General features: G+C 70.4%; 17 protein-coding genes. 15 read left to right on the top strand and 2 right to left on the bottom strand.

Features of this window, described 5'->3' with window-relative positions:
- Positions 1-14 precede the first annotated feature (14 nt).
- A complete protein-coding gene (locus tag BK819_RS00990) occupies positions 15-860 on the bottom strand; it encodes an SDR family oxidoreductase (RefSeq protein ID WP_071327525.1) in 846 nt (281 codons plus the stop codon).
- A 93-nt stretch (positions 861-953) separates the two neighbouring features.
- On the opposite strand from BK819_RS00990, the gene BK819_RS00985 reads away from it, so the two are divergent.
- The 7 genes from BK819_RS00985 (at position 954) to glmM (ending at position 7,089) form a co-directional block, all read left to right on the top strand.
- Positions 954-1,319: a helix-turn-helix domain-containing protein gene (locus tag BK819_RS00985; RefSeq protein ID WP_071327524.1), complete on the top strand. Its 366-nt coding sequence runs from the start codon at positions 954-956 to the stop codon at positions 1,317-1,319.
- A gap of 98 nt (positions 1,320-1,417) precedes the next feature.
- Entirely contained in the window at positions 1,418-2,956 is a 1,539-nt protein-coding gene (locus tag BK819_RS00980) for an APC family permease (RefSeq protein ID WP_071327523.1), read from the top strand.
- Positions 2,957-2,994: 38 nt separating this feature from the next.
- Positions 2,995-3,843, top strand: coding sequence for a tRNA pseudouridine(38-40) synthase TruA (gene truA, locus BK819_RS00975; RefSeq protein ID WP_071327522.1), 849 nt, complete (start codon positions 2,995-2,997; stop codon positions 3,841-3,843).
- A gap of 53 nt (positions 3,844-3,896) precedes the next feature.
- A complete protein-coding gene (locus tag BK819_RS00970) occupies positions 3,897-4,565 on the top strand; it encodes an endonuclease/exonuclease/phosphatase family protein (RefSeq protein ID WP_071327521.1) in 669 nt (222 codons plus the stop codon).
- Between the two features lie 192 nt (positions 4,566-4,757).
- The gene (gene rplM, locus BK819_RS00965; protein WP_071327520.1) at positions 4,758-5,204 is read left to right on the top strand and encodes a 50S ribosomal protein L13; all 447 of its coding nucleotides are present in this window, start codon (positions 4,758-4,760) and stop codon (positions 5,202-5,204) included.
- A 26-nt stretch (positions 5,205-5,230) separates the two neighbouring features.
- A complete protein-coding gene (gene rpsI, locus BK819_RS00960) occupies positions 5,231-5,716 on the top strand; it encodes a 30S ribosomal protein S9 (protein WP_025104384.1) in 486 nt (161 codons plus the stop codon).
- Between the two features lie 14 nt (positions 5,717-5,730).
- Positions 5,731-7,089, top strand: a complete 1,359-nt coding sequence (glmM, locus tag BK819_RS00955) for a phosphoglucosamine mutase (protein WP_071327519.1) — start codon at positions 5,731-5,733, stop codon at positions 7,087-7,089.
- A gap of 68 nt (positions 7,090-7,157) precedes the next feature.
- On the opposite strand, the gene BK819_RS00950 is transcribed toward glmM, so the two are convergent.
- Positions 7,158-8,087, bottom strand: coding sequence for a Ppx/GppA phosphatase family protein (locus BK819_RS00950; RefSeq protein ID WP_071328043.1), 930 nt, complete (start codon positions 8,085-8,087; stop codon positions 7,158-7,160).
- A 28-nt stretch (positions 8,088-8,115) separates the two neighbouring features.
- Between BK819_RS00950 and coaA the strand changes: the two genes are divergently transcribed.
- The 8 genes from coaA (at position 8,116) to BK819_RS00910 (ending at position 16,813) form a co-directional block, all read left to right on the top strand.
- A complete protein-coding gene (gene coaA / locus BK819_RS00945; RefSeq protein ID WP_071327518.1) occupies positions 8,116-9,069 on the top strand; it encodes a type I pantothenate kinase in 954 nt (317 codons plus the stop codon).
- Between the two features lie 63 nt (positions 9,070-9,132).
- Positions 9,133-10,980 carry a glutamine--fructose-6-phosphate transaminase (isomerizing) gene (gene glmS / locus BK819_RS00940; protein ID WP_071327517.1) on the top strand — a complete coding sequence of 616 codons (1,848 nt, stop codon included), beginning with the start codon at positions 9,133-9,135 and terminating at the stop codon, positions 10,978-10,980.
- 105 nt (positions 10,981-11,085) lie between these two features.
- A complete protein-coding gene (locus BK819_RS00935) occupies positions 11,086-11,445 on the top strand; it encodes a holo-ACP synthase (protein ID WP_071327516.1) in 360 nt (119 codons plus the stop codon).
- Entirely contained in the window at positions 11,442-12,548 is a 1,107-nt protein-coding gene (alr, locus tag BK819_RS00930) for an alanine racemase (protein ID WP_071327515.1), read from the top strand. The genes BK819_RS00935 and alr overlap by 4 nt, the downstream gene beginning before the upstream one ends.
- Positions 12,545-13,039 (top strand): tRNA (adenosine(37)-N6)-threonylcarbamoyltransferase complex ATPase subunit type 1 TsaE, encoded by a 495-nt coding sequence (gene tsaE / locus BK819_RS00925; RefSeq protein ID WP_240743056.1) that lies wholly within the window; start codon positions 12,545-12,547, stop codon positions 13,037-13,039. Before alr ends, tsaE begins: the two co-directional genes overlap by 4 nt.
- Positions 13,036-13,878: a response regulator transcription factor gene (locus BK819_RS00920; protein WP_071327514.1), complete on the top strand. Its 843-nt coding sequence runs from the start codon at positions 13,036-13,038 to the stop codon at positions 13,876-13,878. Before tsaE ends, BK819_RS00920 begins: the two co-directional genes overlap by 4 nt.
- Before the next feature lie 209 nt (positions 13,879-14,087).
- Positions 14,088-15,680, top strand: a complete 1,593-nt coding sequence (locus BK819_RS00915) for a cell wall metabolism sensor histidine kinase WalK (RefSeq protein WP_071327513.1) — start codon at positions 14,088-14,090, stop codon at positions 15,678-15,680.
- Complete coding sequence (locus BK819_RS00910; protein WP_071327512.1) at positions 15,677-16,813, top strand: hypothetical protein; 1,137 nt, start codon at positions 15,677-15,679, stop codon at positions 16,811-16,813. Before BK819_RS00915 ends, BK819_RS00910 begins: the two co-directional genes overlap by 4 nt.
- The last annotated feature ends 6 nt before the right edge of the window (positions 16,814-16,819 follow it).

Genomic DNA, 16,819 nt, shown 5'->3' with positions numbered 1-16,819 from the left:
CGGCGCTCCGCGGGTCACACCAGGCCGCGGAGGCCCTCGACGAGCGGCGTCGTCGGGCGGCCGATGAGGCGGCGGAGGGTGCCGTCGGTGTCCGCGAGGGCGCCGTCGCGGATGCCGGCGTCGAGGGCGACGACGAACCCGGCGGTCCCCTCATCGAGGCCGGCGGCACGGAGCGCCGCGAGCTGCTCGTCCGCGGACAGCGGGACGAAGGCGACCTCGCGGCCGGTGACCGCTGTCATCGCGGCGGCCAGATCGGCGTAGGTCCACGCGACGTCCCCGCCGATCTCGTAGACGGCACCGAGGTGGCCGTCCTCGGTGGCGACGACGGCCGCGGCCTCGGCGTAGTCCTTCCGGTTGGCGGAGGCGACGCGGCCCTCCCCGGTGCCGGCGCTGAGGGTGCCGGTCTCGGCCGCGCGCGCGAGGTCGGCGGCGTAGTTCTCGGTGTACCAGTTGTTGCGGAGGATCACCGCGGGCAGGCCCGCGGCTGCGATGAGCTCCTCGGTCGCCTTGTGCTCGGGGGCCAGGACGAGCGAGCTCGTGCTGGCCTTCGGAGCGCTCGTGTAGATGAACTTCGACACGCCGGCGTCCTTCGCGGCCTCGATCACCGCCTGATGCTGCGCGACGCGCTGGCCCACCTCCGAGCCGGAGATGAGCACGACGGTGTCCACGCCGTCGAGCGCCGCCGCGACCGACGCCGGGTCGGTGTAGTCGAGACGGACGACGGGCACGCCGAGGTCGGCACCCTTGGCGACGTCGCGCGCGCCGGCGCGGATCGCCTGTGGGTCGATGCCGCGCTCGAGCAGCGCGGCGACGATGAGGCGGCCGAGGTGACCGGTCGAACCGGTGACGAGGATGGTCATGGGAGTCCTTTCGTTGCTGACTCCCCGGACGACCCCTGCGGACGTGCCGCGCATTCCTTTCGGTGGGTACCCACTTTTCGGTAAGGTACCCACATGACGGTGAGTTTTGCGCAGATCCGCGACTCGCAGCCCGCTCTCTTCGATCAGGGGTGCGGCACGCGGGTCGTCCTGGACCACATCATGAGCAAGTGGGGCGTTCTGGTGCTCTCCTGCCTCTCCGACGGCACGCGGCGCTGGGGCGAGCTGCGTCGGGAGGTCGACGGCATCAGCGAGAAGATGCTCGCGTCGACCCTGCGCACGCTCACCGACGACGGCCTGGTGCACCGCGAATCGCTGCCGACCGTGCCGCCGCACGTCGAGTACAGCCTCACCCCGCTGGGGCGTGACCTCATGGAGCGGATGCTGCCTCTGATGGAGTGGGTGGCGGCGCACGCCGATGGAATGCTCGGGCGCGACTGATCCACGGAATCCTTCGCGTATCCTCACACGGCACGTGGAATCCGTTGCCGGAACAAAAAGATTGACGGGATACCGCAGCCGGCCGTACTGTTCAGAACATGGCAACGACGCCCATCCACCTCGAACGCCCCGACGGCAAGGGCCTGGCTGCAGGCACCCTCGGCCTGTGGGGATCCACCGTCATCGGGCTCGCCTCCACGGCCCCCGTCTACTCTCTCGTCGCGACGCTCGGCTTCGTCGTGCTCGCCGTCGGCGCCCAGGCGCCGATCGCCTTCATCATCGCCTTCGTGCCGATGCTGCTGATCGCCTTCGCGTACCGCGAGCTCAACAACGCCGTCCCCGACTGCGGCACCACCTTTACCTGGGGCACGAAGGCCTTTGGCCCCTGGGTGGGCTGGATGGGCGGCTGGGGCGTCGCGGTCGCCGGCATGGTCGTGCTCGCAAACCTCGCGCAGATCGCCTCCGTCTACTTCTGGTCGCTGATCGGCCAGGACCTCGAGAACAACGACTGGCGGGTCGTCGTGGTGGCGGTGCTGTTCATCGCCGCGATGACCTGGGTGAGCTGGCGCGGCGTCGAGATCGGCGAGCGCATCCAGAACGTGCTCCTCGCGATCCAGTACCTCGCGCTGGCGATCTTCATCGTCGCCGCCCTCTGGCAGTTCTTCACGGGCGACGCCCCCGACGCCACGCCGTTCGCGTGGGAGTGGCTTAACCCGTTCGGCTTCACCGACTGGTCGGGCTTCACGGAGGCGATCCTCCTCGCGCTCTTCATCTACTGGGGGTGGGACACCTGCCTCGCCCTCAACGAGGAGACGAAGGACCCGAAGCGCATCCCCGGCCGGGCCGCGGTGCTCACCTGCATCATCCTTCTGGTGACGTACGTCGCGGTGACGATCGCCGCGATGATGTACGCCGGGCTCGGCGAGGACGGCACGGGGCTCGGCAACGAGGCCAACGCCGACGACTTCTTCCTGGCCATCAAGGACGGCCTGCTCGGACCGTTCGGCTGGGTGCTGGTGGTCGCGGTCATCATCTCGGCGATCTCGTCGACCCAGACCACCATCCTCCCGACGGCCCGCGGCACGCTCGCGATGGGCGTGTACCGAGCGCTCCCCGCGAAGTTCAAGGACGTGCACCCGGTCTACAAGACACCGTCGTTCTCGACGATCGTCATGGGCGTGGTGGCTTCCCTCTACTACGTCGGCATGACCCTGATCAGCGACAACATCCTCCAGGACTCGATCCTCTCGCTGGGCCTCGCGATCGCGTTCTACTACGCCATCACCGGCTTCGCCTGTGTCTGGTACTTCCGCGCCGACCTGCGCCGCTCGGCCCGCGACCTGTTCTTCAAGGGCATCTTCCCGCTGCTCGGGGCGCTGCTGCTGACCGGGGCGTTCGTGCAGTCGGCGATCGACATGTGGGACGTGGACTACGGCTACACCGTGCTCTTCGGCATCGGCGGCACGTTCGTGATCGGCATCGGGTCGCTCGCGATCGGTCTGGTCCTGATGTTCCTCTGGTACCTCTTCCCGCGGTCGAAGCGGTTCTTCCGGGGCGAGAGCCTGAACCGCGAGACCGAGGTGATGGTGCCCGAGGACCCGGGCGCGATGATCCGCTCGGTCGACGGCGGCATCTGAGGCGCAGGGTGCGCGCGAGGCTGTCCTAGGCTGGCCTCGTGCGCATCCGGCTCGACATCGCCTACGACGGCACCCATTTCCGCGGCTGGGCGACGCAGCCGACGCTCCGCACGGTGCAGGGCGCGCTGGAGGCGGCTCTCGCCCGGATCGTGGGCTCCGCGGTGCGGTTCGTCGTCGCCGGACGCACGGATGCCGGCGTGCATGCGAGCGGACAGGTCGCGCACGTGGATCTCGACGAGGCGCAGTGGGCGCGGATCCAGGCGCGCCACGGCCGCGCCGCCGAGGATCCGGCGGGCAGCATCGCGGCGCGGATGCGTGGGGTGCTCGGCGCCTACCCCGACGTGACGGTCATCCGCTCCTCTCTCGCCCCCGAGGGCTTCGACGCGCGCTTCTCCGCGGTCTGGCGCCGCTATCGGTACCGGCTCGCCGACGACCTCGCCGGGTACGACCCGCTGCGACGGCTCGACACCACCACCATCCGGGGCCGGCTGGATGCGGAGGCCATGGACGCCGCCGCCCGGACCCTCATCGGTCTGCACGACTTCGCGGCCTACTGCAAGCCGCGCGAGGAGGCCACCACCATCCGTACGCTGCTCGACTACCGGTGGCAGCGGGACGCGGAGGGCGTGCTCGTGGCCGAGGTGAAGGCGGACGCGTTCTGTCACAGCATGGTGCGGGCGCTGGTCGGCGCGTGCGCCGCCGTGGGGGAGGGGCGGCTCGATGTGGACGACCTCGTCGTGCTCCGCGATGCGTTGACGCGGACGAGCGCGTTCAAGGTCCTCGCCGCCCGCGGTCTCACGCTCACCGAGGTCGGGTATCCGGCCGACGAGCTGCTGGCGGCCAGGGCCGAGCAGACCAGGGCCCGACGCGACCGCGAGAGCGACTGAACGCCGGGCTCGGGAGCCGGGGCACAGATGGGGCGGGTAGCGTGGGGACGATCATGAAGGTCATCTCCTACAACCTGCGCAAGCACCGCGCCGCGGGCGAGCTCGCGGCGCTCGTCGATGAGCATGATCCCGACATCCTCTGCCTCCAGGAGTGCGACGTCCCGGAGCTTCCGGATCGGATCGGCGGTCTCGTCCTGGCGGATGCGACGCAGGGCAACAGGCTCGGCCTCGCTCTCTTCTATCGCGAGAGCACCTACCGTCTGCTCGGCATCCGCACCCTCGGCCTGAAGAAGTCGCTGCACGATCGCATCGCCAAGCCCGCGCACGAGCGGGTCCTCGGCGCCCGCCTGCGCGACATCGACGATGGCGGAGAGTTCATCGTGGCGTCCTTCCATGCCGCACCCCTCACCGCGCTGAACTCCTTGCGCCGGCACCAGATCCGCGCCGCGCTCGCCGAGCTCGCGACGCTGGGCGAGGGGCTGCCGCAGCTCATGGTGGGGGACTACAACTACCCCGTGTTCAAGGAGAACCTCGGGCAGGCGGTCCGAGACCAGGGCTACGCCCTGTCCCTCAGCGACGACCACACCTACACCCGCTACCGCGTCTTCCGCGGACACTACGACTTCGCGACCTCGTCCGGCTTCGAGATCGAGCGCATCACCACGCTGCCGCAGCGGTCCAGCGACCACCGCCCGATCCTCGTGACCGTCCGGCCGGACTGACGACGCCGGTCCGAGCCGGTTTGGGAATGCCGTTCCGGTGGCGTATGCTGACTCTTTGGTGCCCTTCCCTGCCTGCGGGGAAGATGCACATCCGAACGTGAGCCCTCCACTGGCGTGTTCCTCCCCATCGGGAAGAACCACCCCGGAGTGGGATTCACGAACACCTCCGTTCGACAAGAAAGCAGCACTATCGTGACGCGCACTTACACCCCCAAGGCTGGCGAAGTCCAGCGCGACTGGGTCGTCATCGACGCCACCGACGTCGTTCTCGGCCGTCTGGCTTCGCACGCGGCGACGCTCCTGCGTGGCAAGCACAAGCCGACCTTCGCCAACCACATCGACTCGGGTGACTTCGTCATCATCGTGAACGCCGAGAAGGTCGCGCTCACGGGTCAGAAGCTCCAGAAGAAGATGGCGTACCGCCACTCCGGCTACCCGGGCGGCCTCAAGGCCGTCAGCTACGCCGAGCTCCTCGAGAAGAACCCGGTCCGCGCTGTGGAGAAGGCCATCCGCGGCATGCTTCCGAAGAACAGCCTGGGCCGCCAGCAGCTGTCGAAGCTGAAGGTGTACGTCGGTGCCGAGCACCCGCACGCCGCACAGCAGCCCCAGCCGTACACCCTCGACCAGGTCGCCCAGTAAGCGCCGTACAGACTAAGGACATACTCGTGGCTGACATCCAGGACTCCACCGAAAACCTCCAGAACTTCTCGACGTCGACCCCGGAGACCGACGCGGTCGAGGCGGCTCCCCGCCCCGTGCTGAGCGTCCCCGGCGCCGCTGTCGGCCGTCGCAAGCAGGCCATCGCCCGCGTGCGTCTGGTTCCCGGCTCGGGCACCATCACGGTCAACGGCCGTACGCTCGAGGACTACTTCCCGAACAAGCTGCACCAGCAGCTCATCAACGACCCGTTCACCGCGCTGAACCTCGCCGGTGCCTACGACGTGATCGCCCGCATCTCGGGTGGTGGCGACTCCGGCCAGGCCGGCGCCCTGCGTCTCGGCATCGCGCGTGCCCTCAACGGCATCGACGCGGAGAACAACCGTCCGACCCTGAAGAAGGCCGGCTTCCTCTCGCGCGACGCCCGCGTCAAGGAGCGCAAGAAGGCCGGACTCAAGAAGGCCCGTAAGGCGCCTCAGTACTCGAAGCGTTAAGGTCCACTGCTCCGATGCCGATCTTTGGCACGGACGGCGTGCGAGGACTCGCCAATGGCATCCTCACCGCCGACCTGGCGCTCACCCTGGCCCAGGCGACTGCTGTCGTCCTGGGCCAGGGCCGTACGGCGGAGGCTCGCAAGGCCGAAGGCAAGCGACTCACCGCCGTCGTCGCCCGTGACCCGCGGGTCTCCGGGCACTTCCTGACCGCTGCGGTCGCCGCGGGCCTCGCCTCCTCGGGGGTCGATGTCCTCGAGGCAGGGGTCATCCCGACGCCCGCTCTGGCGTTCCTCGTCGCTGATCGGGATGCGGACTTCGGCGTGATGATCTCCGCATCGCACAACGCGGCGCCCGACAACGGGATCAAGATCTTCGCCCGCGGCGGCCGCAAGCTCCCCGACGTGGTCGAGCAGCGCATCGAAGAGGCCATGCACGGCGAGATGCTGCGTCCGACCGGCGCCGGCGTCGGTCGCATCGACCGTTTCTCCGACGCGGAGGACCGCTACGTCGTCCACCTGCTCGGCTCGCTGCCGCACCGTCTCGAGGGCGTCCACGTCGTGCTCGACTGCGCCCATGGTGCCGCTTCCGGAGTCTCTCCCGAGACGTTCCGCGACGCCGGCGCCGAGGTCACCGTGATCGGTGCCGACCCCGACGGCTGGAACATCAACGACGGCGTCGGCTCCACGCACCTCGACAACCTCGCCGAAGCCGTCGTCCGGCTCGGCGCCGACGTGGGCATCGCGCACGACGGCGACGCTGATCGCTGTCTCGCGGTCGACGCGCAGGGCAACGTCGTGGACGGCGATCAGATCATGGCGATCCTGGCTCTGTCGATGAAGGAGCGCGGACGCCTCACCGACGACACGCTCGTCGCGACGGTCATGAGCAACCTCGGTCTGCACGTCGCGATGCGCGAGCACGGCATCACGGTGCGCCAGACGGCCGTCGGCGACCGTTACGTGCTGGAGGACATGAACGAGGGCGGGTACGCGCTCGGCGGCGAGCAGTCCGGCCACGTCATCATGAGCGAGTACGCGACCACGGGCGACGGCCTGCTCACCGGACTCCACCTGGTGGCCGAGATGGCGCGACAGGGCAAGTCCCTCGCGGAGCTCGCTTCGGTCATGACGGTCTACCCGCAGCTGCTGATCAACGTCCGCGACGTCGACAAGGATCGCGTCGCCGAGGACGAGGTCGTGCAGCAGGCGGTGCGCGATGTCGAGACCGAGCTCGGCGACACCGGGCGCGTGCTGCTGCGCAAGTCCGGCACCGAGCCGCTCGTGCGCGTGATGGTCGAGGCCGCCGACTCCGAGTCGGCCCGGGCCTACGCAGAGCGTCTCGCGGCCGTCGTGCAGGAGCGCCTCGCGCTCTAGGACTGTCGTCTCCGAACCGGTCGGTCGCCTCGGCGGCCGGCCGGTTCGTCGTCTCCGGGCCGAGGCGGTCAGCCGCCGAGCTGTTCGATGTACCGCAGCAGCACGCCTTCACGCAGCGCCCAAGGCGAGACCTCCAGCTCCTCCACGTCCAGCGCGCCCATGGCGGCATGCAGCGACACCGCCGCCGCCACGATCTGGAAGGTCCGGTCGGGCGTGATCCCCGGGAGCTCCTGCCGTGCCGACGCGGGGAGGCGCGCGAGACGCGGGATCCACGACCCGAGGGACTCGCGGGGGAGCAGCATCCGCTCGATGCCCGACCAGCCGGGGACGGGGTAGCCGACGAGCCGGGCGAGTGAGCGGATCGCCTTGGAGGAGCCCACGACGTGGTCCGGTCGGGGGAGGCTGCGGAACCGCGAGGTGACCGCGTCGAGCGTCGTCAGGGCGTGCGCCCGGAGGCGCTCCACGTCGCCCTCACCCGGAGGGTCCTGCGGAAGGAACTGCACGGTCATGCGCCCGGCTCCGAGCGGGACGGACGCGGCGACGTCCGGAACCTCCTCGGCACCGGCGGCGATCTCCAGGGAGCCGCCGCCGATGTCGAGGAGCAGCAGCTGGCCGGCAGACCACCCGAACCAGCGCCGCACGGCGAGAAACGTGAGCGCGGCCTCGGTCTCCCCGTCGAGCACCTGGAGCGGCTGGCCGAGGACGGCCTCGATGCGGGCGATCACCTCGGCCCCGTTGCGGGCATCGCGGACGGCGCTCGTGGCCGTGGCGAGGAGCGCGTCCACGCGTTCCTCCTCCGCCACCCGGCGCGCCTGCGCGACGGCTGCTTCCAGGGCTTGCACACCCTGCTCCGCGATCGCCCCGTCCGGTGTGAGGTAGCGCATGAGGCGCAGCACGGTCCGGTCGCTCGTGGTGGCGAGCGGTCGTCCGCCCGGCCGCACGTCGGCGGCGAGCATGTGGACGGTGTTGGATCCGATGTCGAGGACTCCCAGGCGCACGGGATGAGGATACTCGCGCGCGGTTACGATGGACGACGTGACCACCGCCGACCCCACGCTGCCGCTGTCGCCGTACCGGGAGATCGGGCGCGCGGAATGGGCGCGTCTCGCCGCCGGACTCGATCAGCCCCTGACGGAGACCGAGGTCGTGGAGCTGCGAGGCATCGGCGATCGTCTCGACCTCACCGAGGTCCGCGAGGTGTACCTCCCGCTGAGCCGGCTGCTGAGCCTGTACGCGAGCGCCACGAAGCAGCTCGGTGCGGCCACCTCGTCGTTCCTCCAGGAGGACGACACGACCACGCCCTTCGTCGTCGGAGTCGCCGGCTCCGTGGCCGTGGGCAAGTCGACCATCGCCCGGCTCCTCCGCGAGTTGATGAGCCGCTGGCCGGGGACGCCGCGGGTGGAGCTGGTGACGACGGACGGCTTCCTCTACCCGAACGCCGAGCTCGAGCGCCGCGGCCTCATGGATCGCAAGGGCTTCCCGGAGTCGTACGACCGCCGGGCGCTGATCGAGTTCCTCACGGAGGTCAAGAGCGGAGCCCCTGAGGTGCGGGCGCCGTTCTACTCCCACATGCGCTACGACATCGTCCCCGATGCGCACGTCGTGGTGCGTCGCCCCGATGTCGTCATCGTCGAAGGGCTCAACGTCCTGCAACCCCCGCCCGCCCCGAACGACGTCGCGGTCAGCGACCTCTTCGACTTCTCGATCTTCGTGGACGCCGACACCGCCCACATCGAGAAGTGGTACGTCGACCGGTTCCTCGCCCTGCGGCAGGGAGCCTTCAGCAACCCGTCGTCCTACTTCAACGTGTTCGCGCACCTCACCGACGAGGAGGCGATCACGACCGCACTGGGATATTGGAACGAGATCAACATGCCGAACCTCGTCGAGAACGTGATGCCCACCCGGCACCGCGCGCGCCTGGTCCTGCGGAAGGGCGCGGATCACGACGTGGAGAGCGTGCTCCTGCGCAAGCTCTGAGCCCCTCCGGCGGCGCTGTATTGTTCGGACGACTCGCAAAAATTCCCGCTTACCCTTATCCCCATGTGTGGAATCGTCGGATACGTGGGCCCGCGGCCCAGCCAGGACATCCTTCTCGCCGGCCTCGCCCGGCTCGAGTACCGCGGCTATGACTCCGCGGGCATCGCCGTGATCGACGGCGAGGGAACGCTGGGCATGCGCAAGAAGGCGGGCAAGCTCGCCATGCTGCGCGACTCGCTCAGTGATGCGCCCCTCGCCGACGGCACCACCGGCATCGGGCACACGCGGTGGGCGACGCACGGCGGCCCGACCGACGTCAACGCGCACCCCCACCTCGCCGACGACGACAAGCTCGCGGTGATCCACAACGGCATCATCGAGAACTTCGCGGCTCTGCGCGACGAGCTCCTCGCCGACGGTGTCGCCTTCCGCAGCGAGACCGACACCGAGGTGGCTGCGGCGCTGCTCGGTCGCGAGTACGCCGGCAACGGGGGCGACCTCGCCCTCGCGTTCCGTGCTGTCGTCAACCGCCTCGAGGGCGCCTTCACCCTCCTCGCGATGCACCAGGACCACCCCGGACTCGTCGTCGGCGCTCGCCGCAACTCGCCGCTCGTGATCGGCCTGGGCGAGGGGGAGAACTTCCTCGGTTCCGACGTCGCCGCCTTCGTCGAGCACACCCGCAAGGCCCTCGCGATCGGCCAGGACCAGATCGTCTCGATCACCCCCGACGCGGTGACCGTGACCGACTTCGCCGGCACCCCCGTCACCGCCGAGCCGTTCGACGTGTCGTGGGACGCCGCCGCCGCCGAAAAGGGCGGCTGGTCGAGCTTCATGGCCAAGGAGGTCGCCGAGCAGCCGGAGGCCGTCGCCAACACCATCCGCGGCCGCATCCGCGACGGCCAGGTCGTGATCCCGGAGCTCGACGGTCTCGACGACCTGTTCGTCGGCATCAACCGCGTCATCATCACCGCGTGCGGGACGGCCTCGTACGCCGCGCTCGTCGGCAAGTACGCGATCGAGCAGTGGGCCCGCGTGGCGGTCGACGTCGAGCTCGCCCATGAGTTCCGCTACCGCGACCCGGTCATCGGCGCCGACACCCTCGTGGTCTCCATCAGCCAGTCCGGCGAGACCATGGACACCCTGATGGCCGTGAAGTACGCCCGCGAGCGCGGCGCCCGCACACTGTCGGTCTGCAACACGCAGGGCGCGACGATCCCACGGGAGTCGGACGCCGTCGTCTACACGCACGCCGGCCCGGAGGTCGCCGTCGCCTCGACCAAGGCGTTCTCGGCCCAGATCACGGCCCTGCTGCTGCTCGGCCTGCACATGGGACGGGTCCGCGGTGTGGTGGCCGACGCCTCGACCGATGTCGAGGAGCTCGCCGCGCTGCCGGAGAAGGTCGCCAAGGTGCTGGAGAGCGAGCACGAGCACGTCACCCAGCTCGCGGGCTGGATGGCCGACACCCGTTCGGTGCTGTTCCTCGGTCGTCACGTGGGCTACCCGATCGCGCTCGAAGGTGCGCTCAAGCTCAAGGAGATCTCCTACATCCACGCCGAAGGCTTCGCCGCGGGCGAGCTCAAGCACGGTCCGATCGCGCTGATCGAGCCGGGGCAGCCGGTGTTCGTGCTCGTGCCGTCGCCGCGGCACTCCGCGCTCGTGCACTCCAAGGTCGTCTCCAACATCCAGGAGATCCGCGCTCGCGGTGCCCGCGTGATCGTGGTGGCTGAGGAGGGCGACGCCGCCGTGCTGCCCTTCGCGGACGAGGTCATCCACATCCCGCTCGCCGGCCCCATGTTCGAGCCGCTGCTGGCCGTCGTCCCGCTGCAGATCTTCGCGATGGCGCTGGCCACCGCGAAGGGCCTCGACGTGGACCAGCCGCGGAACCTCGCGAAGTCCGTCACGGTGGAGTGACCGCCGACCCACCCCCTTCTGTTCGCCCCACCCCTCTGCGTGTGCACGCAGAGGGGTGGGGCGTTCGTAACGGGGTGGGTGGGGAAGCCCGAGTAGGCTGAACGCGTGATCATCGGCACCGGCATCGACCTCGTGGACATCCCGAGGTTCGAGCGCACGATGACCCGGACCCCTCGACTGCGGGAGCGGCTGTTCGCCCCGTCCGAACGTGAGCTCCGGCTGCCGTCTCTGGCCGCGCGATATGCTGCGAAGGAAGCGCTGATCAAGGCGCTCGGCGGCTCCGACGGGGTGCACTGGACCGAGATCGAGATCGCCTCCGAGCCCTCAGGACGACCGCATTTCGTGCTGTCCGGATCCACGGCCGAGGTGGTCGAGGAACGGGGGATCCTGACGCTGCACCTCACTCTCACCCACGATGCCGGCCTCGCCGCCGCGTTCGTCGTCGCCGAAGGAGTCCCGCTGTGACCGTCCCGTTCCGCGAGGCCACGATCGATCTCGATGCGATCGCCGACAACGTCCGGCACTTCCGTCGCCTCACCGGCGTGGAGGTGCTCGTCGTGGTGAAGGCGAACGCGTACGGTCACGGCGCGGCCGCCGCCGCCGTGGCCGCGCTCTCCGCTGGTGCGACACGGCTCGGCGTGGCCGAGATCCCGGAGGCGCTGGAGCTGCGGCGCCAAGGGGTGCACGCGCCGATCGTGGCGTGGCTGCACGCGCCGGGGGAGCGGTTCCTGGAGGCGGCGGCGGAGGGCGTCGAGATCGGCATCTCGTCGTACGACCAGCTGCAGGCCGCAGCCGCCGCCGCATCCGCGAACCGCCCGGTCGCCGTGCACCTGAAGCTCGAGACCGGGCTGTCGCGCAACGGCATCGCTCCGGACGGCTGGGCGACGGTGCTCGCCGAGGCCGCCCGCCTGGAGCGGATCGGGAGGGTCAGGGTCGTGGGGCTCTTCAGCCACCTCTCCAACGCCTCGCCGGCCGACGACCGCGCCGCGCTCGCCCGGTTCGAGGAGGGTGTGGCGCAGGCCGCTGCGCTCGGCGTGCGTCCGGAGATCCGCCACATCGCCGCCACCGCCGCCGCCATCGATCTGCCCGAGACACGACTCGACGCCGTGCGCATCGGCATCGGCACCTACGGCCTCTCGCCCTTCGACGACCGCTCGTCCGCGGAGCTGGGCCTGCGCCCGGCCATGACCCTGCGCGGGGCCGTGGCGGCCGTGCGGCGGGTTCCCGCCGGTACCGGGGTCTCCTACGACTACGTGCATCGCACGGACCGCGCCACCACCCTGGCGCTCGTGCCGCTGGGCTATGCCGACGGCGTGCCCCGCAGCGCCTCCGGGAGACTGCCCGTGTCGATCGGCGGGCGCCGCTATACCAACGTGGGCCGGATCGCGATGGATCAGTTCGTCGTGGACGTCGGAGACGCCCCGGTCGCGGTCGGCGACGAGGTCACGCTCTTCGGGGATCCGACCCTCGGCGTGCCATCGGCCGCGGACTGGGCGGAGGCCGCCGGCACCATCGGGTACGAGATCGTCACGCGCATCGGTCACCGGGTACCGCGGAGGACGACGTGAGCCTGGACCCGGCGTTCCTCGGACGACGCCGGATCGCCACGTCCGAGGAGATGGAGCAGCTCGGGCTGCGCATCGGCGAGCAGCTCGAGCCGGGAGACCTGCTCATCCTCACCGGGCCGCTGGGGGCCGGCAAGACCACCTTCACCCGCGGACTGGCCGAGGGACTCGGGGTCCGAGGGCCCGTGCAGAGCCCGACGTTCGTGATCGCCCGCACCCATCCGTCGCTCGTCGGTCGCGCCCCCCTCGTGCACGTGGACGCGTACCGTCTCGGGTCCGCGGCCGAGCTCGACGACCTCGACCTCGACCTGGAGCGATCGGTGGTGGTCGTGGAGTGGGGCCGCGGTATGGCGGAGGAGCTCGCCGACGCCTGGTGGGACATCGAGATCGAACGGCCCGTCGGGGCCGGCGAGGACGATGCCGACCTCGATCCCTCGGAGCTGGATGCGGACGCGCCGCGCTTCGTCACGATCGCCCGCGAGGAGCGCGCATGACGGCGGGGGAGCCGCTGGTCGCGGTCATCATCGAAGACGACCCCGGTGTGCGTTCGCTCCTGGATGAGGTGTTCCTCGCCGCGGGCTTCCGAACCGTGCAGGCGGGGTCAGGCCCGGAGGGTCTCGCAGCCGTGGCGGCGCACCATCCGATCATCACCACGCTGGACATCAACCTCCCGGGCATCGACGGCTTCGAGGTCGCGCGGCGCATCCGTCAGGTCAGCGACACGTTCATCATCATGTTGTCCGCCCTGGCCGACGAATCGGATGTGGTGCTCGGCCTCACCTCCGGCGCCGACGAGTACCTGGTGAAGCCCTTCCGGCCACGCGAGCTGCGGGCGCGGATCGAGGCGCTCCTCCGCCGCAACCGCTCGTCGGCCGTAGCCAAGGGGGCGCCGGAGGTCGCCAGCACCCCGCCGTCGAACGCCGCCACGGCGACCTCCGCCGCGTCGATCACCCCACTCCCGGCGGTGCCCGCCGGGGATGCCACCGTCGCCACGTGGCGAGGGCTCGTGCATCGCGACCTCAGCCTCGACCTCGACACGCGTCTCGTGCTCGTCGCCCAGCGCCCCGTCGAGCTCACCCCCACCGAATTCGACCTGCTCGCGGCACTCCTCGAGGCCGGCCGCAGGGTCTGCAGCAAGGTCGAGCTCGCTCGCGGACTGCGCGGAACCTCCGGCGACGCGTTCGACCGGGTGAGCGAACCGGACAAGCGGGCCATCGAGACGCACATGGCGAACCTGCGCCGCAAGCTCGGCGACAGCCCCACCGCCCCCCGCTACATCGAGACGGTGCGCGGTGTCGGGTACCGCCTCACGTCCGACGACCGCCCCGCCTGAAAGAAGGGGTCGAGGCCGCGGCTCCCCCACCGCGGCCCCGGATGCCTGCGAATCCCCACTCGCGCGGCCCCAGCTTCTGCGAAATCCCCAGTCGCAGCGTCGGCTCCCACTCAGAATCGTAGGACGGGAAGGCCTCCTGAAGAGCGAGAAGTGACGATCTTTGAGTAATCTTGCGTGAATGCTGAGGATCGACCGGGAGGCGGACCTTGATGATCCGCACGGTCTCGATCTGGCGGTGGCAGCTGGTGTTCACCGCGAGCATCGTGGCCATCGTGGTGATGGTCGCGGGCTTCAAGCCGCAGACCCTCGCGATCCCGCTGTTCATCGGCGGAATCGGGCTCATCGTCGTCACGACCCTCGTGGCGCTCATGGTGCCGTGGCGACGTCTGCCGCGGACGGCCGTGACCGCCCTCCCGCTGTTGGACGTGCTCGGGGTGGGGCTGACCACGAACGTGCCGGATCTCCGGCTCGGCTTCCTCTGGGTCTTCCCGGTGGTCTGGTTGGCGACCTACTTCTCGATGCCCTGGGTGTTCGCGGGCATCGTGCTCAGCGGTGGCTGTCTGGTGTTCTTCGCGGACCGCTCTGGCCCGCCGGAGGACGTGCTGCTGCGGGTGCTCACGGTCGTCATCACCCTGAGCTTCCTGGGCGTGACCGTCCGCATCGGCGCCCAGCGGTCCGGCGCGGCGCGCCGGCTCCTGCAGCGCCGCTCGGAGCAGGTGAACCGGGCGGCGGAGCGGGCCGAGACGAATCAGGAGCGCGTCACCCAGGTCATCGACGCGCTGGGCATCGCGCTGGTGGTGGTCACCTCCGCCGGTCGCATCCTGCAGATGAACGACGCCTACCGCTCGCTCTACGGCCGTGACCGCTTCGGCACGGCCCTCCCGTCCGCGTCCGTCGAGTACGACGGGCGCCGCGGAACGGCTCTGACGCCGGAGCGCACCACACTCGCGCGAGCCGCAGCGGGCGAGCAGATGCGGGAGGAGCGGGTGTGGCTGTACGACGGTGCGGGGCAGTGGCACGCCCTGGCCGTGTCCACGCAGCCCATCGCCGGCGCGCGGGAGGGGGAGCGCATCACCCTCGTCGTCATCGACGACGTCACCGCGCTCCTGGAGGCCGCCGAGGAGCGGCGGGCGTTGACCGCCGTGATCTCCCACGAGCTGCGCAACCCGCTCACCGCGATCATCGGCCACGTCGAGCTCCTGCGAGAGCGCGATGACCTCCCCGGCCGGGTGCCGGCGCAGATCGAGGTCATCGCGGACGCGGGGGAACGGCTCCAGGACCTCGTCACGAGCATGCAGGCCCAGACAGGACGAGTCTCGCACGATCCGTTCGAACCGGTGGACCTGCGCGTCGTCGTGGAGGAGTCCGCCGCGTCCTTCGCACCGTTGATGGGTGCCGCGCGGCAGGAGCTCGTGCTCGACGGGGCCGACCGGATGGTGATCACCGGCGACGCCTTCCGGCTCCGTCAGGTGCTCGATAACCTGCTCGGCAACGCCGTCAAATACACGCCTGCCGGCGGCCGCATCACGGTGCGGCTGGCGGAGCCGGACGGACATGCCGAGGTCACGGTGGCCGACACCGGGATCGGCATCGCCGAGGAGGAGCTGCCGCGGCTGTTCGAGCCGTACTTCCGCGCCGACAGCGCCGTGCGTGGCGGCATCGCCGGCACCGGGCTCGGCATGGGCATCGCGCGGGACATCGTGGTCGCGCACGGCGGCGCCATCCTCGTGGCGAGCGAGGTGGACGTCGGCACCACCGTCACCGTCCGTTTCCCCCGACGAACGAAAGAGGTCTCCGCATGACACCCCTTGTGCCCGTCAGCGTCGACGTCACCACGAGCATGGTCGCGGTGGTGACGGTGCTCACCGCGATCGTCGTCGGTCTCGCCACCCTGGCCCGGCCGAGCAGGGCGACCATCGTGTGGGGTGTCGCCTTCGGTATCGGGATGCTCGGCGCCTACCTCTGGTTGGCCGGCCATCACACCGGCAGCCCCGTGCTGCGCGCGGCCGCCTCCGCGATCGTCGTCTCCTTCGTGCCGCTCGTCTGGATCGGCGTGCGGATGCACTTCGGGCGGTCGGCGCCCTGGACGCCGGTCGTCCTTGCGCTCGTCGGGGTGCCCACCGCGCTGATCCTCACCGCGGGCACACGCTGGTATCTGCCGGTCTTCCACGTCGTCTTCCTGGCGATGGCGGTCTTCGCCGGTCTGCTCGCCTGGGAGCTGCTCCGAGGACAGCCGGCGTCGCGGGACGTCGTGCTGCCGCTCGCGCTCGCCGCGTGCGGCTTCGTCGTGGTCGCCGTCGTCAGCGCCGGGTCCGCCCTTGTCTCGGGAGGCGTGAGCACGGAGGAGCAGCTCAGCGCGCTCCGCGGCGTGAACGCGCTGGGGACGATCGTCGTGAGCACGTGTGCGGCGTTCACCCTCGTGCTCCTCGTGCGGGTGGAGAGCCCGGTACCGGGGGCCGACGGTGCCGCGGACCGTGCCAGGGAGCGCCTGCGCAAGGCGGCGGCGCAGAAGGACCCCGCGTGGTCGATCCTCGACATCCGTCTGGACGACCCCACCGACCTCCGCGAGGCGTCGAGCAGCGCCGGCTTCCGCCGCATCGCCGATCGCTTCCACGCGGACATCTGCGACGCGCTGCCGGCGACGGCCGATGCGGAGCGGGTCGCGGACGACCGCGCGATCGTCATCATCCACGGCAGCGACGAGGCGGTGCGGTTCCACCTGCGGGCGATCCTGGCATCCGTGTCGATCATCGACCTCGAGGCGCCGGCGAGCGGGATCCGCTCCTCCGCCAGCATCGGCTGGGCGACGGCGTCCGTCGCGGGATACGACTACGACACGCTCGTCGCGGCGGCCGCATCTGCGGCCGATCGGGCACGGCACGCCGGCGGGGATCAGTGGAAGCGGGCGCAGGAGTCCGACCTGACCGCCGTCTGACGCGGG

The sequence above is a fragment of the Microbacterium sp. LCT-H2 genome (genome assembly GCF_001866135.1).
In the GTDB taxonomy this organism is placed as follows: domain Bacteria; phylum Actinomycetota; class Actinomycetes; order Actinomycetales; family Microbacteriaceae; genus Microbacterium.
The sequence above is the reverse complement of the archived record's forward strand: the minus strand, read 5'-3'. Positions and strand labels throughout refer to the sequence as shown.